A 22,553-nucleotide genomic window follows, 5' to 3' on the forward strand; every position below is an offset into this window, starting at 1 on the left:
AAAATTATTTTATAATTATATCCTTTTTATCTTTCTTTGATATTAATCACCATCTAACTCTTTACACATTCTTTCAAATTCTTGATAGTATTTCCAAGAAGTTATAATATTCTGGTTAATGTTTTTAATAAAACATATCTCGGCATGCAAAGCTTTCTTTAATTGTGTTCTTATTTGTTTATTGCGTTTCAAATAATTCAATATATCATTTTCATTAAATAATTTTTTCCTTTCTTTTTTTACTTTATTTTCAAAAACTGTCATAAATTTTTCTAAATATTCTTGCGTATGTAAAAAAAGACAATAGTCATCTAAAAATCTATCTTTATCACTTTTATTAATTAAAAATAAAATTTCATCTTGGATATCCCAATTATTCTTAAAAAAAATCTTTTTTTTCATATCAAGTAATTTCTCTTGATTACAATATAACATCATTTTTTTAAAGGTTATTATAATTTCTATTGGATAATTAGCCTTATTTTTTTCATTGTCCTGATTAGTCGGATATAATACCAAAGTCAATGGTAACATATCCATTACTTTTGACACAAAAGGTGTAATAAAAATTTCTTTTAGACATTCTCCAGGATAATTAAAATTTAATTTTTTTGATAAATTACAAAAAGTTCTATAACACTTATCTCCTATAATATCTTTAATATCTAAAGTAATTATTTCTGTTATATTTTTAAAATATGCAACTTTTTGAAATATATCAAAATAATTAGGAATGTTAATAATGGTATCAATTTTTTCCAAACTTGGATAATCTCTCATTTTATAATATTTATTCGCAAGAACTTCTTCTGGATTAAATGTTAAATCAAATTTAGCAATATGTTTTTCAATATGATTTGTTAAACTTTTTAATCTTTCAATAGGATCTCTTAATAAAACAACTAAAGGAACTTCAGCATCTACAAGATAAAACAATTTTTTCGTCGTCTGGCTCCATTGGCACGAAAATATATTGTATTCTTTTGAAGTACTAAATATATTATATGCTATTTTGTATTTTTCTTCTTCCATTGAACTTGTCCAATTTCTATTAATTTGTAATACTTTAAAATACAAAAACATTGCCATATGCCCACAAGATCCACCGGTAATAAAAACAAAACGATAAGTTCTTGGTAAAGGTAAATTCATTTCCCATGCAAGTTCAGCAGGAATACTTTTATAGTTAATCTTTTCGTTTTGATCATTTAGTTTTTTAGGATCTAACAAAGAAGGATAAGGATGGTTTTCCTGTTTGTATTTTTCTTTAAAGTCATTTGAAGATAACCAAATATTGATAAGATCAAAATGTTTTATAAAAAAATCAAAATTATGAAATATGTTTTCTAGTATAGGTTTGTAATCTTTATGTTGTTTCAAAATATCAATCAAATCTTGAATATTTATTTTATGATTTTTTATTGTTGAATTGTAAAAATGATAGTGTAAATTTTGAGGTAATATGTTAATAATATTTTGAATATTTTTATATAGCTTATATTTTTCTTTTAGTAAAGAAGATAATTTAAAATATCCTCCTTTATACCAAGTTTTATGAGCTTTAATTAAAGCTTCTCCTAGCATATAAGAAAGATGATATTTATATTTTATACTTTCATTATAATCTTTACAAGATTCTACTTTGGGATACGCAAGATAAGGAAATATTTTAATAGTTTGTTTATATAGTTTTTGATCTTTTTTGTGCTGTTGTTTTATCTTGTATAATTTATATGGTAGGGTTATATACCCCCCCCCATGTTGTTTTTTATGCTCAATTATAGCAAAACCTAATTTATAAGAAAGTGAATTTTTTATTCTATCTATAGCACTATTTGGGTTATACATTAGAGCTCCTATCCACATCATCAATACTGCTTTCTTAGTAATTTCAACAATAATATGAGATATCCTAATTTAAATCTAGACCTCTGTGCTTTTAAAACCATCTCACCTATCTTATAAATATAATTTTCTTTTAATTTTTGCGATTCTAAATAATCATCACAATATTCAATAGGTAACAGTTTTAAGTCATTGCAATAATCTGATTGCAAATTATAATCTTTTAAATCAATTTCATATTCATAAATAATCTTTTGAATTATATATGGTGTAAATAATAATTTATATTTATTTGATTTATATATACCGACCATAACACTACCAATCCTAAAAGGCAATTCGGTTTTTATATATTCCAAAGCAAAATTTTGCCTTCTATTTTTCCTTTTATTATCCTCTGCACTCCCAATATAAGGAACAATATATTTTTTTTTCAACATTGAGCAGTCACTTGAATAATAGCTATAAATATTAGAAAAAAATTCTCTCACATTATTCTTTTGTTCTTTTGTAAAAGTATCACCTAAAACATGCAAATCCTGCTCTAAAGATCTTGTAACATCCGGAAATACAATTCCATTTAATGCATAAGTGTTGCTTATTCGAATACATGGCTCTTCAATTCTTTTAATTCCATTAATTGATAAATAATATGGTATCGTTTGATGCGGATTTTCAATAGTGCAATATTTACTTAACAGATTATAGTTTTCTAAAATAGTAGTATAAACTTTAACAATATCTCTTTTAGCAACAACCATTGATCCACCTATACCATGTAATTCTATCAAGGTGTTATTGTCAAGATTACTTAAATGAATTTTTTTTAACCCTAAGTCGTTGATTTGAGAATCGATTCTAATTAAAAAAATATAATCATAGTTTGTTTTTGTCATAGTTTCATAATTTTCTATTAATCTAAATACTTTATTTGATAAGTAGTAAGAATATTCTCCTGCAACCAAATGCAAAGACAAATAAGCTTGACTTTCTAATGAAATATTTTTTATTTTATTACTTATATTCAACATCTTTTTGCATAATTTTTGCTTATTTACCCCCAATTCTTCATAAGCATAAGACAACTCTTTATAGACTTTTGGAAAATACTTATAAAACAAAACTTTATCTGCAACTTCCTTTGGTGCCGGAAATTGTTTATTAAATTCCAAAGATAACAATCTACGTGTCCAGTCAGCAACACCTGTATTCATTCCTGGAAAACGAGAAATACAATTCCAAGAAGCTACAAAGTAATCTGCATTATATTGAATTGAAATATCTTTTATTAAATTAGCTAAATTATTCTCCCAATCCCCCCTTAACATACCAATAAATCCTACAGCGATTTTTGGTTTTCGTATATATGAATCTCCAAAATTTCTTATATTTCCACATTCATTAATAAATAATTTTATATATTTCTTACTGCCGGTTGAATTATAACGATATAATTCATCTAGAAATTTTATTTTTTTTTCTATTTTTATATATATAAAATCATTTAATATATCTTTATTAGCAAAAAGATAATTCAATGTGGATGAGATATAATATGCTTTTAAGATTCTATCACCATAAGCAATATACTCATTAAAACTATTACAAATCCATTCTGCTGATAATGTTTTATTTTTTTTTAACTTATCAAAAGAATGCATTATCGTACAAAGTAAATCAAAATCTACTTTTTGAGATGAACTATTTATATTTATACATTCTTTAAAATCTAAAAAAGATAGACCATTTTCAATTTTAATATCCATACCAAATGTATTTAATTGATATAATTCTTTATAAGCTTTTTTCAATTTTCCAATATTATATAAAAAACTCACATAATACGATGCATTGTTGCAACTTTCTTTTTTTAACTGTTTCTCTAAGATATCAAAGTCCCATTTTTCAACTAATTCACTTAAAATATTTTTCATCTTCATACTCCTATAATTATATTAAAACTATTAAGCTAAATCTTTCCAATATTTATTTTCTAAATACTCCTCTGGAGTTCCAAAAGAAAAATAATTATCAACGATTATATAACCTATCTTATGTGTTTTAATTAACAATTCAAACACATTGTCTATATAGAATTCACCGTTAGTTTTTACATCTTCTTGAAATATTTTATTTATATATTCTAGTAACAAAGAATTTTCCTTAAAATAAAAACTTCCTATCATTACTAAATTTGCATCATTGGACCTATTTTTAACAAAAATATTATCTATTTTATTATTTTTCCCATCTACCCAAGTAAAATAATGTGGATTATTAATATTATATTTAGAAGCACATGCAACAAATACAATAATCTCATATTCTTTTTGCAATCTTATAAATTCCTTATTAACATGCTTGGCAATCAAATCACACGGAAGAATTAAAACATCACTTGACAAATCTCCACAAGATTCTTTGTAAGAATATGCTGCACCAATCTTATTAGGCTTAACAAACCTTACTTCTTGTTTTATATTTTCCCAATATTTTTCATGATCTTGTGCACCAACGCAAATAATATTCGTATCAACATTTTTTAAAGTATCAATTATATTTTCTATAATACTTGTTTTACCAAGAGGTAAAAATGGTTTTGGTTGGTTAAAATTAAGATTTAAAAATCTCTCTCCTCTACCAGCAGATAATATAATAGTATTTTGTATTTTTATTTTTTCGTTATTAACATCTTGTGAGTTAAGTTTTTCTTTTACATATTCAAAGTCTTTTGGAGCACCAAATTGATAAAATTTCTCTATAAAAGGATAGCACAAAACATTTTCTATATAATTATTAGTCACAGACACATAATATTCCCCGGAAACCATATCTTTGGCTTCTATTTGTTTTTTTATTGCTTCAATGGCTAACTTTAAAGTTCTAAAATAATAAATACCAGAAGAATAGTATTCTTCAAATTTATTCTTAGAATTATATTTTTCTATAACTTCATATACTTTATAAGTATTATCATACACCTTACATGCTGCATATACATTCTCTAAAGGTAATAAATGAGGATGATAACCAGTATAACAAGGAATTATGGCCTGAACATCTAGGTTTTTTTGTGCAAATTGTAGAAAATCCTTATAATTCCATTCTTGTCCAAAATCACAATAGCTAACAATAACTTCCTCATCAAGTATATCTTGCAACTGCGACACCACACCATATAAGCTTCCAGCAGGTCCTAATTTTTCCCCTTTGTAAACAATAATTTTCGCATTAATTTTTCTAGATAAAGCAAAATCTTCAAATTTACTTTTCTCACGCTCTTGGACAATAAAATAAAAAATATCATTTTGAACATCAAAACATTTAATCACATAATCTAAAATGACTTTATCTTTCATAATCTTAATAAAAGGTTTTAATTCTTTATATCCAGCTTCTTTAAACCTCTTGCCTATTCCAGTTGCAGGTATAATAATATTCATTTTAATTCTCGCTTTCCATGATTTTTTTTCTATATTGCTCATCAGGCAAATTTAACAATTTATCAATTTCACTCACTTTTAATGGGTTTAGATTAATTTGTTTTTTGATAGCAATATTTTCTATTGCATTTCTAAATAACCATAACTCCTCATTAGTCTTATCAACTGCATCATCTGGAGTATATACAAAATCATTTTGTTCAAAAAATTCACTTTTTAATTGATTATATAATTCTATTATATCTTGAATTTGCTCTGCGTAAATAACAACGCCATGATTTCGCAACAACACTATGCCATTTTCTTGATAAGAATAATTTTTACTTAATGCTTCATATAAATCATTTCCGGGTAAAACAAAATCAATTGTTTTATGATGTGTAAATTTGTATTCCCTAGCACACAAATAAGGTAAAATATAAACAGGATGATAGTGTGCTACATATTTATTTTTAAATACCATATGCATTTTGATTTCCATAGATGGCTTCACAATATCTTCAGAATAATCTTTGTAATAAGAAAAAGAATTGACATTATTTTTAAAAATAGAAATTTTATGCTCTTTTTTTAAATCCTCACCTGAGGCCTTAATGATGAAATATTCATCATTCTTTATAGAAATATTTCCACCTTTTGATGGGGCATCTAAAATATTGCCAAAGATTTTACACAAATCTTGATAGTCTTTAATACACTCATCAAGCTTTTTATTATTATACATCATTTTCCACTATCCATCTATTTTTCAAAATCAAACCAAAGATATCTTTTATGGTTTGAATCAAATTCTCATATCTACCAGTATATTCTTTTTGCAAATAATCATTTAACAATATATCCCTTAAACATATTTTAAAAATACCATCTCTAACTATAATTAGAAAATTTGCATTGTCTTTTTGTTTTTCAAGATATTTTTTATAATCCTCCTCTCGTTTTTGTATAGTATCTATAATCTTAGAATGACTATAATTTCTTTCTTTACTATCTCTATTTATCTTCTGTTTATCTGCTTCATCTGAATCAATATATATTTTAATTTTTACAAAATCTCCTATAACCTCTTGATATAAAGTGTGTAAACCCTCTATAATCACAATATCTAAATCTTTAATCTTAATCTCATCGGATTTAACAATCACTCCATTTTTATGATCATATAATGGTATATATAGTTTATTTCCTATATCTTGATAAATATGTTTTATATCCATAGCTAGCTGAATAAGATTATTTGCTTCTGGGTTATAGTGTGTCACCCTCTCCCACATCTTAGAATGCCTTTCATATTTATGATAGCCATCTGTGCTAATAATAAAACTTTTATATATCTCATCAATAGCATTACTCAAAGTAGTCTTTCCACTTCCACTTTTTCCAGAAATTGAGATCAGAAGTTTTGAACAATTATATGGATAATAATTTATCCTATACCCCCCCCCTAGAAAATTATCGGCAATAGAATCTCCAATCATTATAATTTCTTCTTCATCAATAAATTTCCCATAAAGCTCTAAAGCTCTATCAACAAGCGCTTTATTTGGTTTTTCAAGCTCAAATTCTTCAGAGCATACCAAATAATCAATCATATTTGTCAAATTTGCACAATTTAGTTTATGGATTTGCTCAATAAAATAAAAGTTTGTTATAGCTATTACTTTTTTATTAAGACTTTTAATAAAACATAAAAATTCAAACATTGTTTTATCTACTTTTAAATTTCTTGTAAAAATAGAAACATACAACTCAAACATTTCACTAGCTTTTGAAAAATGAATATTTTTATTTTCACAAATAATTTTAAAATACAATTCTTTTTTATGATGATTTGCAGATAATCCTCTTTTTGTAATCATCTTTTTTGCTAAATTATAATCTTCTAGCGTAAAACTATATTGTTTCATTACAACTTCTAAAGCATTTTTATGTGCAAATGTATAATTAAACAAAGTATTATCAATATCAACCATAATAAGTTTATAATTTTTGGCTATTTTGCTTAAATTAAACATACATACTCCATAACTCAGGCTTTTTAGTACACACAGAAAATCCTTTTGGTAGAATACTTTGAATAGGTTTTATAAACTCCATATATGATAGATCATATAACTCAGGAGAAACCAATATAGGTTCAACTTGTCCTAATTTTGGTTTGATGTTATAAATAAATTCTTGATAATCTTTAATATTGAAACTAGAAAATTGTGAATAATCCACCCATACATATTTAGGCTTACTAATATCCATAAGTTTTTTATTGTAAGATTCCACATCTGAAATTCTAATGATAAATTTACCTTGATATCCGTTTTTTGATAACCTTAAAATGTCTGGAATTTGAGAATCTAAAAAATAATACTCAAAATTATCACCGAGCAATTCTATAATTTTTTCTTCTAATCCCGATTCTTTCACATTGCAAATTATGGGGATATTTTTCATAAACTGAATTTTTTCTTTAAAAAAAGGATACAGGGAATTTTTTTCTAGTAGATCGTGGTTTAATACTAATTTTTCATTATATCTCAAGTCAATTTCTATGCCATAATTTTCAATAAACGATTCTAAATTATTTTGGCGATGTAAAAATATCATTATTAAATCTCCTATAATCCTCAGGTATCCCTATATCGATAAAATAATCATTAAAAATTTGGGGTTGTATTTTTAACAATTCAAAATTTTCTTGCAAAAATTCTTCAAAAGAAAATTTTTTCTCTAGATCAAATTCATCAAAAATATCTTTTTTTAGCAAGTATATACCACCATTGATTAGACCTTGCTTTTTAAACACCTTTTCTTCAAAAGATGTTACAATACCTTGATCATCAACATTTACAGTGCCATATCGGTCAAAATTTTGCATTTGTTTGAGTGCGATACAAATTTTACTATCATTTAAAACAAGTTTTTTTAGATCAATATCAAAAATAGTATCACCATTTAAAACATAAGCTTGATTTTGTATCAATTTCAAGGCATCTTTTATAGCTCCACCTGTACCCAAAAGTTCTTTTTCAATGTTATAGCGTATTTTTATACCTCGAAATTCATCTTTAAAGAACTCTTGAATAAGTTCATATTTATACGAAACACTTAAAACAACTTCAGTAATTCCTTGTTTTTTTAAATACTCCAAAACAAAAGCTAAAAACGGCTTTCCATTAATGGGCGCCATAGGTTTTGGAAGATCTTGCACTACACTTTTTAACCTTGTGCCAAGCCCTCCTGCTAAAACTATAGCTTGCAATCAAAACCCTTGCCAAAAAGTTCTTCTTCTACTATAGCGCAGATGATATGACCTATTAAAATATGCGCTTCTTGAATCCTTGGTGTGCAAGATGATGGTACTTTAATACAATAATCACAAAGTTCATTCATAGCACCACCACTAGCTCCGGTTAAACCTATGCTTAAAATTCCTTTTTCTTTACAAATTTCTAAAGCTTTTAAGATATTTTTACTATTTCCACTTGTAGAAATTCCTATAAATACATCTCCACTCACACCTTGAGCTTGCACTTGTCTTGCGAATAAATTTTCATAGCCATAGTCATTGCCAATAGCTGTTAAAATACTCGTATCAGTACTTAAAGCAATGCTTGCAATACCAGGTCTATCAAAGTAAAATCTACTCACAAACTCCCCAGCTATATGCTGCGCATCAGCTGCACTTCCTCCATTGCCTGCTAGTAAAGTTTTATTGCCATTTTTATAAGCATTGATCACTTTTAAAGACACCTCTTTAATTAAGCTGATCATATCATTATCATTTAAAATCTTAGTTTTAATATCAATTGAATCACTAAAATGAGATTTTATATATAAATTTAAATTTTCCACGATTTTGCTCCTTCTTTAGTGAAGTAGAACTCTTGTACATATCCCTGTTGTTCATTTAGAATTTTTTTAAGTTTATATTTTTTTATAGGATCAACCATAAAAAACATAAACCCTCCAGCACCCGCTCCACTTGTTTTGCCACTATAGGCACCATTTTCCATGGCTAAATGATAAATTCTTTCAAGTTCGTCATTACTTACTATATCAGAAATGATCTTTTTTGACTGCCATGACTTACCTAAAATTTGAGCTATTTTATCAAAATCAGCTCTAAATAATGCTTCTTTCATATCTAGCGCATCTTGCTTTATCGCGTGCATAGCATTAAGAGAGTTTTTATCTCCTAGTTTTCCTTTTTTATGCTCTTCTATATCTTTAGCTTCTCTAGTAATATTTGTAAAATAAAGCAAAACTCTAGCCTCAAGCTCGCTTGCTATCCAATTTTTTATGCGCAAAGGATTAACGATCACTCTTTTTTGATCATAAAATTCCATAAAGTTAAATCCACCAAAAGTTGCAGCATATTGATCTTGTGCACCACCTACTATAGCCATATCCTCTCGCTCAATCTCATACGCTAAACGTGCGATCTCATACTCTCCCAAAGGTAAATTCAACCACTCAGCAAATGCCTTGATGATACCCACCACCAAAGTAGAACTACCACCAAGCCCACTACCACTTGGTACATCTGAATAAGTATGCAAAGAAAAACTCAAAGGTTTTTTAACATAGTCCTTTACTAAACGATTGTAAATTGCTTTATAAAGATCTAGCTTGCCATCATTTTCTAAAAAAACTTTGCTTTTATACTCTACTTTTACATTTGTATCCGATGAATCAAAGATGATTTTCCCATCATTTCTTTCTACTAAAGTACAATGTACATATAAAGATATCGTCGCATTTAAAACATAACCTATATACTGATCGCAATATAAATTTATATCAGTACCCCCACCAGCTAAACCTAGACGCAATGGGGTTTGAGAACGAATTATCATGATTGCTACCTATTTAGTGGGATTCTACCCATGGAAATTTCTTTTCTCCAATGATTTAGCAAATCATCAAACATCTGTCTAGCTGGAATTTCTGGCTTCCAGTTGATATAGCTTTTGATTTTGGTATTATCAAACATTTGATAATCTGCATCAATAGGACGCAATCTTTCTTCATCTTGTTCTACTTTAATATCTTTTCTTGTAGAAAGACTCAAAAGTATATCGATGACTTCGGGAAGTTTAAAAGCTTCTTCACCTGCTATATTAAAAGCTTCACCACAAGGAACTTTTCCTTTTTCACTTTCTAATGAGAGTAAATAATAAGCCCTTATCGCATCACGGCAATCTTGGAAAGTTCTTACGCTTGATAAATTTCCTACTTTGATAATAGGCTCTTGATAACCTGCTTCTATTAATGCGATTTGCTTTGCAACTGTACTTTCAAAAAACACATCAGAACGTCTTGGACCACTATGAGTTCCCATCCTAGTGACATAAGTTTTTATACCATAAGCTTCACCGTAAAATCTTCCTAAATAATCTGTGCCAATTTTACTTATACTATAAGGACTTGCACCATGAAAAGTTGTATCTTCATTTAACTTAATACCTGCTTTTGCTCTACCATAAACTTCACTAGAAGAACACACATGCACTACAGGATCATAGCCATCTTTGGCTTTTAATAATCTAATATTTTCTAAAATATTTGCTGTGCCTATGATATTAGTTTGTAAGGTTTCTATAGGTATATCAAAAGAGGTTTTTGGGTAAGACTGTGCGGCCAAATGAAAGATCACATCCGGTCTTTTGCTCTCAAAAAGCTTTTGAATACTTGAATAATCATTCAAATCAGCATAAAAAATGCTGATTCTATCTTTTTTATTGATCCTATCGCTTAGATGATAGATATTATCCATAGGTTCTTGCCAACGCATCATACCTATAACATCATAGTCGGTATTTTCTAGTAAAAAATCCGCCATTTGCGAGCCAACTTGGCCTGTAAAACCTGTAATTAATGCTGTTCCCATATTTATATCTCTACTTTTTTATAATATTTTTTTGTTTTAAATACCAACTATAAGTTTTTTGAATACCCTCTTTTAAGCTATTCTTACATTTCCAACCATAAGAATTAATTCTAGAACAATCTATGATTTTTCTCATAGTACCATCTGGCTTCGAAGAGTCAAACAAGATATCTCCATCATATTCCATAACTTTAGCAATTTCATAAGCAATTTCCTTAATAGAAAATTCAACCCCAGTTCCAACATTAATATGCGTGTTTTTATCTTTTTTAAGATCCTTGTAATCAATATTGCACATAGAAAAAATAGCCGCAGAAACTACATCATCGATATAAATAAATTCTCTTTTTGGATTACCAGTACCAAATAATGTCACAAAATTTTCAGTAATCCCTATTTTAGATAAATATTCCATTGCCTGATCTAAATATTCAATCTGAAGCTCATTTAACAAAGAATTATATTGTTTTTCATTTAGCAATTTTCCTAAATAAATTTTTCTAAAAATAGCTGGAAAAACATGAGCTGTTTCAAGATTAAAATTATCATTAGGACCATATATAGATGTAAGCATTAAGCTTATGAAATTTGTATCATATTGTTGATTGTAAAATTCACACATCTTAGAACCAGTAATTTTGGCCAAGGCATAAGGTTCATTAATATATTGTAATTCTCCAGTCAACATACTATCTTCATGAATAGGCAAAGGTGCTTTTTCGGGATAAACACAAATACTTCCAAAATAAAGCATTTTTTTTACATTATATATATAAGAACTTTGTATAATATTTGTTTGCATCATTAAATTTAAATATAAAAAATCTGCCCTTCTTTGAATTTGCTCCATCATTCCACCCATCTTTGCTGCAGCGAAGAATACAAAATCTGGTTTTTCTTCTCTAAAAAAAGCATCAACATCATATTGATTTAATAAATCCAATTCTCTATGTGTTTTAACTAATATATTAGAGTATCCTTGTCTTTTTAATTCATTTAGTAATGCAGATCCAACTAACCCTGTATGCCCTGCAATATAAATTTTCGAATCCTTATTCATTTATTTTCCTTTTTTTTACAGCCAAGATATCTCTTTCTGAAAGAATCGGTGAATTTGTTGGCCAATCAATACCTATTCTTTCATCATTCCAAGCATAAGTAAATTGATCAGGTGCATCCAAATACTCACCATCATATGCAAGCTTATAATAATAAACAGCATCTTTGGAACTAACATAGTGTGAATTTCCCATATTTGGTGGTAATAAAATTAACTGCTGATTATCTTGATTAATAATAAATTTTTCCCATTTTAAATATGTAGGTGAATCTTTTCTACAATCAACTACAACTTGATGCACCTCACCGTAAACACAAGTAACAAGTTTCCACGTCTTAATATCACCATGTATGCCACGCAATACATTAAAATGCGAATTTATAAATTTATCGTGTTTAAATTTTAAACCATTTGGAATAATATCACCTAGTAAGTCCTCAGTAAAAGCTGTCCATATCTCTCCCCGTAAATCTCTAAATTTATTAGGGGTTATTATGTACACTCTTTTTAAAATTTTTGACTCTCTTATATCAAATTCTACAGCCATCTTTCCTCCTAATTATTAACAAATACCAAGTTATTATTTAAACCTAATAGGCAGATCAGGCCTTGTAGGATTATTTGGAAAATCTAAATTTCTTAAATTCCCATAACTTCTAAAATTGGTAAAATTTGGTAGTAAATCTTTTCTTAAATATGAAACCTCAATTAAATCCGAAAAAAATATACCTCTGCAATAATAATTTAATCCGCCATTTGGATGGTGTGCATGGATGGATTGATAATATTTGTTAATCTTTGATAAAATATTAATTTTTTTTTGAGATAATTCATAGTTATCAGGATAACATTTATGAAATTCAAATATGATTTGTGCAAAATATTTAGATAACAAACCCATATCAATCTTATCAAAAATCTCCCATTCTGCATTTTCGATATCAATTTGCAATATATTATGACAATCCTCGCAAAAATCAAATTCAGATAATATGTCATTTATACTGATTACATCGCCTTTTGAAGCAACACCAATATATTTTTTAAAAAATAAAATATTACTATGATTATAAGGACCTTTATCAATAGAACCATCATATTGTAAAACCTTATATCCCATATTAGCCATTTCAAGATCCCAGGGGCTGTAGTTAGAAACACCCAAAGAAACAGCTATAGGCATTTTTGCATTCATAGATTTACTGCCATTTTCTTTATTTTCAACATTAAAATGTTGTGTAAGGGGGGGGGTAAACATAACATAACCTCCATCTTTGTTTCCTCCCACCCTTTTAAGATATTTTATATCAATATCAACAGGTTTTACCAATTGCAAATACTTGTTTATATTTTCAAAACAAATATCATTATTATTGATAATCACATTGTCAAATTTATTTTGCATAAGTAATGCTAAAATTTCTTTGTCTTTTTTATCGATATCTGCCAAATTTATAATATTAGTCATCAATGATGCACGATTTATCTTTTTAATTTCTAAAAAAAGCTTATTTAATTCTAACAGGTCTGTTTTTAAAGACCTTACCTCTTTCTTTATCTCATCAACTTTTTCAATAAAAAGACTTAAATTCTTTTTTATATTAAAAAACATTTCATTTCCTTTCAATTAATTTTTTGTAATTATATTTTTTAACCTACAAATCTCAAACCACAGCTTGATATACCCCCCACCATACCAAGTATTATTAGCTTGTATAATAGCTTCACCTAATCTGTAACTAAAATATTTTTTAATTTTTACTGCTTCTTGATAATCATCATAATCTTGCAATTTTGGTAAAGCTAAAGTTGGATTTAACTTGATCATCATTTGATAATTTTTTTGCTCTTGATTATACTGTTTGTATTCTTTTATCAAATTAAAAGGTAGTCTAAAATAACCACCTATTGTTTTAGAATTTGTTACTGCAATTTGTCCTAGTCTATAAGCAAGATGATTTTTTATACGAGATGGTGCTCCTAGTAATTTTTTGTCATTTTTAAGTGTGAATAAATATAACAAATGCAATTTATTATATTCGACATGAACTTGAGAGAGAATTTCAAAGAAAGAATCTTTAAAAATCATCATTGGATTTAGAAGATCTTTGATGAAATTCGCAAAATCATTTCTACAAATATCAGCCAAAAATACTTCTGCTTTTTCATAATGCTTTTGACGCAAAAAACACTCTAGTATGCAAATTTTATACAAACTATTTGCTGGATCCAATCCTAAAGCCTTGAAGGCTATATTCTCTAGTTCATTCCAAGGTTTTTTTATAAGTCTCCCTCTTGTATATAAATACAAATATTTATAAGCTTCTTGTAAAGGTTTTAAAATAAGATTATTATCACTATTAGCGATTATAAGATCATATCTTTGCTGATTTGAAAATACTTGGGAAATGTATGTTGCTTCCTCTCCAAGCCCAACCCTTGAAGCAAATTTTGAAAAATTTGAATCTCCTGTATATACTTTTTCTGCAAAACTCATGAGAGCTATTTCAAAAAAAGCTCTATCATTTTCATCTTGGATATTATTATCTATAAATTCATCAACTACAAAGATATTTTCTATTTTTTTTGCAAAACAGTAACGTTGTAAAACCTTTGCGCCATCAAGATCATCCGAAAATAAAACAATTTTACCATCTTTTGTTTTTTGCCTGATTATTTCAAAAACCAATTCCAAAGGTGAAAATTTATAAACAAAAAAACCTGTATTTTTATACAATTCATTTAATGCCACATCAGCAATTCTTATATGAATTGCGGTAAAATTATCTAACTGTTTAGCTATTTTTCTTGCTTTATTTATTATATTTTTAATTCTTGGATGAAAATCAATCTGCTGCCATAAATTTTTCATATTCTCATAATAATCTTTTTTATCAATATCATTAATATAATTAAAACAAGGAATATGAGAAATATATATATCTTCATCTTTGACTATTAACTCTTCTAGAGTAGTTTTAAACACGCTATGGTGCTGTTTTAAACCATAAGGCATCCCTGGGTTTTGAAAAGAAGCACCCATAGAAAAGCTCTCTATAAAATCTTTGGAAAAAATATTTTTTTCATTATCACATTCAATACTTCTGAAATTATTTTGAGTTTTGTTTTCTTCCCATTTTTTCATTTGCTCTTCTGAATCTGGCCAAAAATAATAAAAATCTTTTTGTGTTTTTTTTGCCAAATACATTGCGTTTAAAATCGCGCCTAATCTAGAACATAATCCATCTTGTCTTGCTGCTATAATCTTACCCATTTCGATCCTTTATTTTAATTCTTTTGGAGTTGCAATTAAAAATAATTCTTGAACAATATGTGGTTCTATAGTTTTTTTTATTTCAAAATTATACCCATTAAAAGTTTTTATTGCAAAATCAATAACAGAAAATAATTTTTTTGCTGATTTGGATATATTAATATGAACTATTGGTCTAAATTTTTCTATGGTAGTATGCATTCCCAATAAACACTCATATTCATCTCCATTAACCCAAACATTAATCATTTTTGGCTGAATATTTAGCTGATTGACGATATCATCCAACTTGTCCATTAAAATAGAACTTGATTTTACACTTAAACTTGTTGTGTTACTATTGTTAATGTTATTGTCCACATAAACAGATTGCTTTTTAGAGCCTATTGCCACATTGCAAGATACAATCTTATCTTGTTTGTTATTTAATTTTATACACTCTTGAAACAACTCATACACTTTACTAGAAGCTTCAAAAGAATAAACAAATTTATCAGTGTATTCACTCAAGTATAAACTACTTAAACCATTTCCCGTGCCTATATCAACAATATCATTGTTTTTAATATAGGTATTATAATTTTCTCTAATAAAACAATTATGTGACAAAACATAGGAATTTTGAACTTTCATTAAAGTAATATAACCATTATAAATATACATGTCCATAGGCTGACCTTCAAAGAACACTTTACCCACAGAGTGATTAAGACCAACCAACTCATTTCGTATGGCTATATCTTCTTTTTTTATGTAATAATTTGTTTCTACATACGACTTGTTTGTTTTTTTTGACATCAATTTTACTTGAAAAATATAATGCAACAATCCCAAGCTATCTTTATCAAAATATTTTTGAAAACTTAAAAACTGACTGCAATAGTTTTCAAATCCTTTAATCCACTCAAAGTTCCCCACATTACAAAATAAATCAGGCTTTTGGTTTGTAATTATTTTTTTTTTACCAATTCTAGATTTTACGGTAGCCTTATCTAATGATAAGTGTATATTAAACACGCGCAATTTATAGTATTTGCTTTTCCATAAAAATGACATTGGCTTTGTACCAAAAAAGTTAAACTGTAATACTTTTTTATCTTTATCTTTTTTCTTATCTATATAAATACCTAGTTTATTAGAGGATTGAAAAGAAAATCCTACCTTTTTTTGCTCTTCCAAACCATAAACTTTTTTTTGCTTAATATGATAAATTGTAGGTTTATTTAAATTTCTAGGCAACTCGATACGTTTATTAATAGCTTGTATAATATCTTCTATTTGAATATTATCAATACATGAGTACTTTTGATCTTCTGCTTTGCAAGGAGAAGTCCAAGGACAATGTTTACCTTCGGTGCATTTAACACATGTATTATCAATAGGAAAAACATTTGTGTTATTATTATAATTAACCATATATTCTGGTTCAGCTTCACTATACAACACTACACTGGGACAACCTACAGCATTAGCCATATGCATCAATCCTCCTATACCACCTACAAATAAATCTGAGTTATATAGCGTGCTAGCAACTTCTCGTAGTGTCAGTTTTTCTCTTAGATCCAAAGCACCTCTTAAAAGCAAATCTTTCTTAGTGCCAATTTGGATAAAATCGTATTTTTCTTGTAACGAATTTACAACCTCTTGTAATTTTTCAAATGGATATGTTTTATATCTTTGCAAACCCCCTGAAATAATAGCTATTTGTTTTCTATTTTCAGGCACAAATCGCCCAAAAGCTTTCTCTTTTTCACTCAAAGGAAAATTTAAATCAACCACAATATCACCTTCCAACCCAAGCTTAGAGCATACATTTGCAACTATATGACTAGGCCCATAGGTTCTTATGTATTTACCTTTTTCTTTATTAAACGACTCTTGTGTTAAAAAAATAGGCTTTATACCATAACTTGCCATTAGATCAAATTGTTCTTTTTGATATATATGAGATTTAATTTCTTTAAGATTAATAACTTTTACAAATTTTACTTCTTTCCACAAGTCTGGTAGAGTGGTTCCTATCAAAAAAATTTGTTTAGTTTTTTGATGTAACAACTCCAAAGACCTCATCATAATGATTTGATCTCCAATATTTCTGAAAGTAAAATAAATATTCTTAAAACCCATAATTTTTGCTATATAAAGAGTAACTTGGTTAGTAGTATAAAGATTCAAATCTCTATCTTTTTCAATAAACTGTGTAACCAAACTTGATATTCTTTTACCAGCCTTACCATCTTCTATGCATCCAACACTTTCTAGCCATACCTTTAGCTCATGTTTATAAACATCATGATCAAAATTTATAATGCTTTTTTCTAACTCGTCAAATTTTTTGGCCAAACCAAAAGGTAATTTTGAGTAATCATGGTAAAGTTTAGATGTAAGTATAAAACTATCATAATCATTTGCATAGATAAATATAGGCTTGTAAGTCAATGCAAAATCACAAATAATAGAAGAATAATCCGAAATCAAAACATCACATTCTTTAACAAGCTCCATCACATCAGGATAATCAAAAGCATCAATAACATCATCATTTTTCAATTCAAAATGCAAATTTCTATGCATTCTCACCAATATTACAAATTTATGTTTAAATTTATACTCAAAAATACTTTTTAATTTAACAAAATCCAAATTATAATTATCAAATATATTATCTCTCTTAGTAGGAGCATAAAGTATAATTTTAAAATCCTTTTGCAGGTTATAATAATTATGAATTTTTTTAACACAATCTGAAAATAAAAAATCACTTCTTGCATGTCCTATTTCCAAAAACCTAGCATTTTTATCAAAAGTATTTTTATATACAATACTTTCAAAAACACTGTTAGTTATCCAATAATCCATATCCATACAAGCATTACGAATTATATTTAATTCATCTGAAATCTGCACATACTTCATTCCAAAAGAACCATGCCAAGTTTGCAAATATAATTGCTCTGCTCTTTTATTAAATCCCATCTTTTTATAATAAACATGGATTTGATTGTTGATAAAAACTCTACAGGTACTTAAATGAAAAAAAGCTTTAAAAGAACTAGGAGAAACAAAAGACACCATTGGATATTTATCTTTATATTCTTTATGAAATTTTTTATTCAAAATCCAAACATATTTAGCTTTTACCTTATTTTTTAACAACTCCTCGAAAATAGCCTTAGGATTGCAATCAAATCTACTTGCAGAATGTGCGATAAAAACTATTTTATTTTTGCTTAATGGCAAAAATCTAAAAATTTTAAACAAGTATTTTTTTATTTTATTCATTTATATCCTTAATATAATTAATCATATCATCTAGAGATTGATTTAAGCTAAATAAAGGCTTCCAACCCAATTGATATATTTTATCAGAGTTTAATTTTCTTATAAAAGGTGGAAGATACCGAGATGTATCTCTTTGTAAATCGAAAATAAGTTCTGTATTTAATTTGTTTGAAATAGTTTTTGCTAGATCATAAATGCTAATATAAATATTCGGATTTGATATATTGTATATCTCAAATAATTTTTTCTCACACGCTATAAAAATAATAGCCATAGCAACATCAAATACATCTATATATTCTCTTTTTGTTTCACCTTTAGTAAACAATGTGATTTTAGATTTTTTTAATGCCGAACGAATAAAATCCATATAAACCCTATTATCGTTAATTTGTGCTGTAGGACCAATAGTCTGTGTTAATCTAACTATAGCAGTACTCAATGAGTATTTTTTTGAGTATGAATGAACCATAAATTCACTAATTTGTTTGGCTAAAGGATATGAATTTCTAGTATTAGTAACACTAAATTTTCCTATATCATCTTCAACAATATTATCGCCTATTACATCTCCATAAATTTCCATTGTTGATAAAAATATAAGTTTTTCAATGTTATTTTTTTTTGAGAAATCTAGAATATTTTTAGTATTAGTATATATAATATCTACAGTATCTATAGGATTTTCAATAAAAAAATCACTTTGTGTGGGCGCTGCACAATGAATAACAATATCAATCTTATCTTTTATTTTATGCAAATCTTCATAGATACTAATCTTATCTATATCGCCACAAATTTCTTGAAAACGTTTAATCATCTTATCTTTGTCTCTAACAAGACAATATAATTTTGCGTTATAATGTAAAATCAAAGTCAAAATTGAACCTATATATCCATTTGCTCCGGTGATAAGGATTTTTTTATTTGTCATTTTATTAATATTAAATTTGAAGTTATCTTCTAATAGCTTTAATCTTCTTTCTAAAATTTCATTCATAACTTATACCCCAAAAATATTTTCAACTTTTTTTGCTTGTATTAGTGCTTGGATCATATAAAAATCCTTAGGTGTTGTTAGTTTTATATTATTATTTGAACACTCGGTAAAATATAATTCCAATCCATAATGAAATGCCATAGAAGCCGAATCAATAAACTCCAAATCTTCTTTTTGAGACTTAATATGTAAATCATATATATCATTGAGTTTAAAAATTTGAGGGGCTTTAACATGAAAACACTTATCTCGGTTTAAGATTTCTGTGTTTTCAGCTTTGTATAAAACTGTTTCAGTCATTTTAGAACAACTAATTGAATTTCCATTCGCATATGCACATGATAAACTTTGAGATATTTCCTTGCTCGTAACTAAAGGTCGAACACCATCATGAATTAATACATAGGGGTTAGTTTTTACTATCTTTTTGATTAATGTCAAACCATTAAAAATAGACTGTTGGCCAGACAAGCCACCATTTGTAATTTCAATAATTTTCTTTATCGAGTACTTTTCAATATTGTGGTATAATTCATCTATATAATCTTTTAAACACACAACAACAATCCCATCTATATCCTTGTGATTAGAAAAAATCTCTAGAGTATAGATTATAACAGGCTTATCTTCTATTAACAAAAACTGCTTTGGTAAACCAGAAGAAATATTCATCCTTTGACCAGTGCCACCAGCAAAAATCAGTGCTATGGTTTTCATATATCTCCTTTACTTTGCAAATCCTTTATAAAACCTACCAATTGCTGACAAGAGTTACCCTTACAATTACTCATAAAAGAATCCCATAAGTCAATCTCATATGTGGCTCTTTTTACTACATTAGCTAATTCGGCACTATTATAACACACATTAGAACAACCTACCAACTCTGATGGATGAAAATACAATTGCTTCTTTTTTATAAAATATTCTTTTAAATCTGGAACATATAAAACTATAGGTCTTTTAAAAAAAGAATAATCAAAAATGATTGATGAATAATCACTAATAAGTATATCCGTAATAGACAAAACAAAATCTAGCTCTAGATTACTGACATCAATTATACCCTTTATATTGTCAGATATTTTTAAAGTAGGATGTGCTCTATATATAATTATATAATCTTGCAACTGCTCAGCCATATTTTCTTCTATTTTTAACAATTTACGCTGCTGTTTGGCATCCTCTCGAAATGTTGGCGCATATAAACATATTTTTTTACTACCAATTTCAGGATACATTAGAAGAAATTCTTTCTTGTCTTTCAAGGTATCTCTAGAAAACAAACGATCTGTTCTTGGTAAACCATAATTTATAATATTTTCTTTATGAATATTAAACATACGAGAATATTCATTCGATAATTTTTTGTCTGAAATATTCAAAAAAGATATATTGCGATAAATTCGCGTGATATTTTTATTACCCTCTAAAGAAAGTATTTTATCAAAGGCAACTTTTTTATACAACCCTCCTCCATGCCACAATTGAAGTACTTTTGTCGACGGAAAAAGTTTTATATATGATAAAAAATAATTTGATTGGTCTATTATAATAATAGATGAATTAGCTATATATTTAATATTATTTATAGATTTAGTATTAAAAATAACCTTATATTTAATACTATGTTTTTTAAGACATTCTTCTAATTCTTTTAAATTTGAATAAAGTATGCTAGAATTGGAATAGATAATTAATAATGTTTTTTTACTAGAAAATAAGAAATAATAAAAATAATAAACAATTTGAAACAATACTTGCTTCACAATAATATAGCATTTTAAAAGCATAAATATCACACATTACCTATCGCATAAAGTTGTATAATGCCTACTATTTTTTCATCTTGAGTGACAACTATTTCTTTGATTTTATGTCTTAGCATAAGCTCTTCTGCCTCACTTGCCATAGCACTTGCTTCTATAGTTTTAGGTTTTTCACTCATGATTTCTTTAGCTTTAAAATCAAATCTTGGCTTACCGTTTGCCCTTAAAGCTCTTCTTAAGTCCCCATCTGTGATGATCCCAACTAGTTTTTCATTCTCAAGTACCATGCAAAGTCCTAACTTGCCACTAGTCATCACATCAACTAACTCATTAAATTCACTCTCAGGGCTTACTATAGGTAGATTTCTTGACACCATCAAATCACCCACCCTAGTTAAAAGCTTTCTACCTAAACTTCCTCCTGGGTGAAATAAAGCAAAATCATCAGGTCTAAAATTCCTTGCTCTCATCAAAGCTACTGCTATAGCATCACCCATAGCTAAAGTAGCCGTAGTAGAAGAAGTTGGAGCAAGTTGAAGCGGACAAGCTTCTTTTTTTACTGCTATATTTATAAAAATATCTGCTTGTTTAGCTAAAGTAGAGTTTTGATTTCCCGCCATGACGATCAAAGGAATTTTTCTTTTTTTAATCACTGGTATGAGCTTTAAAACCTCTTCAGTTTCTCCTGAATTTGAAATAGTCAAAAGCACATCCTCGCTTGTAAGCATACCAAGATCTCCATGTAATGCTTCACCCGGATGCATAAAAAAGCTCGGGGTACCTGTGCTAGCTAAGGTTGCAGCTATCTTAGCTCCTATATGGCCTGACTTGCCCATACCACTTACTACACATCTACCCTTGATAGATAAAATTAGATCAATGGTTTTACTAAAATTTTCATCTAAGTTATCACATAAATCTAAAATCGTTTTTGATTCTATCTCGAAAACTTCTTTGGCTATTTTAATCGCATCTATTTGGCTCATCTAA

At 27.6% G+C, this 22,553-nt stretch carries 19 protein-coding genes; all 19 read right to left on the reverse strand.

Annotation, left to right across the window (positions count from 1 at the left end):
- Positions 1–42: 42 nt before the first annotated feature.
- Genes L8W56_RS03075 through L8W56_RS03165 form a run of 19 tightly spaced genes read right to left on the reverse strand, consistent with a single transcriptional unit; the run spans position 43 to position 22,549 of the window.
- A complete protein-coding gene (locus tag L8W56_RS03075) occupies positions 43–1,848 on the reverse strand; it encodes a DUF2972 domain-containing protein (protein WP_412175541.1) in 1,806 nt (601 codons plus the stop codon).
- Between the two features lie 20 nt (positions 1,849–1,868).
- Positions 1,869–3,779, reverse strand: a complete 1,911-nt coding sequence (locus tag L8W56_RS03080; protein WP_263659395.1) for a hypothetical protein — start codon at positions 3,777–3,779, stop codon at positions 1,869–1,871.
- Positions 3,780–3,809: 30 nt separating this feature from the next.
- Positions 3,810–5,288 carry a sugar phosphate nucleotidyltransferase gene (locus tag L8W56_RS03085; protein WP_263659396.1) on the reverse strand — a complete coding sequence of 493 codons (1,479 nt, stop codon included), beginning with the start codon at positions 5,286–5,288 and terminating at the stop codon, positions 3,810–3,812.
- Position 5,289: 1 nt separating this feature from the next.
- Positions 5,290–6,015 carry a class II aldolase/adducin family protein gene (locus L8W56_RS03090; RefSeq protein WP_263659397.1) on the reverse strand — a complete coding sequence of 242 codons (726 nt, stop codon included), beginning with the start codon at positions 6,013–6,015 and terminating at the stop codon, positions 5,290–5,292.
- Positions 6,005–7,303: an HAD-IA family hydrolase gene (locus L8W56_RS03095; protein ID WP_263659398.1), complete on the reverse strand. Its 1,299-nt coding sequence runs from the start codon at positions 7,301–7,303 to the stop codon at positions 6,005–6,007. The genes L8W56_RS03090 and L8W56_RS03095 overlap by 11 nt, the downstream gene beginning before the upstream one ends.
- Entirely contained in the window at positions 7,296–7,889 is a 594-nt protein-coding gene (locus tag L8W56_RS03100; RefSeq protein ID WP_263659399.1) for a hypothetical protein, read from the reverse strand. Before L8W56_RS03100 ends, L8W56_RS03095 begins: the two co-directional genes overlap by 8 nt.
- The gene (locus tag L8W56_RS03105; protein WP_263659400.1) at positions 7,864–8,544 is read right to left on the reverse strand and encodes a nucleotidyltransferase family protein; all 681 of its coding nucleotides are present in this window, start codon (positions 8,542–8,544) and stop codon (positions 7,864–7,866) included. Before L8W56_RS03105 ends, L8W56_RS03100 begins: the two co-directional genes overlap by 26 nt.
- Positions 8,532–9,137, reverse strand: a complete 606-nt coding sequence (locus L8W56_RS03110) for a D-sedoheptulose 7-phosphate isomerase (RefSeq protein WP_263659401.1) — start codon at positions 9,135–9,137, stop codon at positions 8,532–8,534. The genes L8W56_RS03105 and L8W56_RS03110 overlap by 13 nt, the downstream gene beginning before the upstream one ends.
- The gene (locus L8W56_RS03115) at positions 9,125–10,144 is read right to left on the reverse strand and encodes a dehydrogenase (protein WP_263659458.1); all 1,020 of its coding nucleotides are present in this window, start codon (positions 10,142–10,144) and stop codon (positions 9,125–9,127) included. Before L8W56_RS03115 ends, L8W56_RS03110 begins: the two co-directional genes overlap by 13 nt.
- A 2-nt stretch (positions 10,145–10,146) precedes the next feature.
- Positions 10,147–11,175: a GDP-mannose 4,6-dehydratase gene (locus L8W56_RS03120; RefSeq protein ID WP_263659402.1), complete on the reverse strand. Its 1,029-nt coding sequence runs from the start codon at positions 11,173–11,175 to the stop codon at positions 10,147–10,149.
- A gap of 10 nt (positions 11,176–11,185) precedes the next feature.
- On the reverse strand, positions 11,186–12,235 hold the full coding sequence (locus tag L8W56_RS03125) for a GDP-L-fucose synthase family protein (protein WP_263659403.1): 1,050 nt from the start codon (positions 12,233–12,235) through the stop codon (positions 11,186–11,188).
- Complete coding sequence (gene rfbC, locus L8W56_RS03130) at positions 12,228–12,782, reverse strand: dTDP-4-dehydrorhamnose 3,5-epimerase (protein ID WP_263659404.1); 555 nt, start codon at positions 12,780–12,782, stop codon at positions 12,228–12,230. Before rfbC ends, L8W56_RS03125 begins: the two co-directional genes overlap by 8 nt.
- 33 nt (positions 12,783–12,815) lie before the next feature.
- Complete coding sequence (locus tag L8W56_RS03135) at positions 12,816–13,847, reverse strand: hypothetical protein (RefSeq protein ID WP_263659405.1); 1,032 nt, start codon at positions 13,845–13,847, stop codon at positions 12,816–12,818.
- Between the two features lie 15 nt (positions 13,848–13,862).
- Complete coding sequence (locus tag L8W56_RS03140; RefSeq protein WP_263659406.1) at positions 13,863–15,509, reverse strand: sugar transferase; 1,647 nt, start codon at positions 15,507–15,509, stop codon at positions 13,863–13,865.
- Positions 15,510–15,518: 9 nt separating this feature from the next.
- The gene (locus L8W56_RS03145) at positions 15,519–18,794 is read right to left on the reverse strand and encodes an FkbM family methyltransferase (RefSeq protein ID WP_263659407.1); all 3,276 of its coding nucleotides are present in this window, start codon (positions 18,792–18,794) and stop codon (positions 15,519–15,521) included.
- A complete protein-coding gene (locus L8W56_RS03150) occupies positions 18,787–19,794 on the reverse strand; it encodes an NAD-dependent epimerase/dehydratase family protein (protein WP_263659408.1) in 1,008 nt (335 codons plus the stop codon). Before L8W56_RS03150 ends, L8W56_RS03145 begins: the two co-directional genes overlap by 8 nt.
- A gap of 3 nt (positions 19,795–19,797) precedes the next feature.
- The gene (locus L8W56_RS03155; protein ID WP_263659409.1) at positions 19,798–20,511 is read right to left on the reverse strand and encodes an IspD/TarI family cytidylyltransferase; all 714 of its coding nucleotides are present in this window, start codon (positions 20,509–20,511) and stop codon (positions 19,798–19,800) included.
- A complete protein-coding gene (locus tag L8W56_RS03160; RefSeq protein ID WP_263659410.1) occupies positions 20,508–21,551 on the reverse strand; it encodes a CDP-glycerol glycerophosphotransferase family protein in 1,044 nt (347 codons plus the stop codon). The genes L8W56_RS03155 and L8W56_RS03160 overlap by 4 nt, the downstream gene beginning before the upstream one ends.
- Positions 21,552–21,592: 41 nt before the next feature.
- Positions 21,593–22,549, reverse strand: coding sequence for a KpsF/GutQ family sugar-phosphate isomerase (locus L8W56_RS03165; protein ID WP_412175540.1), 957 nt, complete (start codon positions 22,547–22,549; stop codon positions 21,593–21,595).
- Positions 22,550–22,553 lie beyond the last annotated feature (4 nt).

Source organism: Campylobacter sp. IFREMER_LSEM_CL1085 (assembly GCF_025772235.1).
GTDB lineage: Bacteria > Campylobacterota > Campylobacteria > Campylobacterales > Campylobacteraceae > Campylobacter_D > Campylobacter_D lari_D.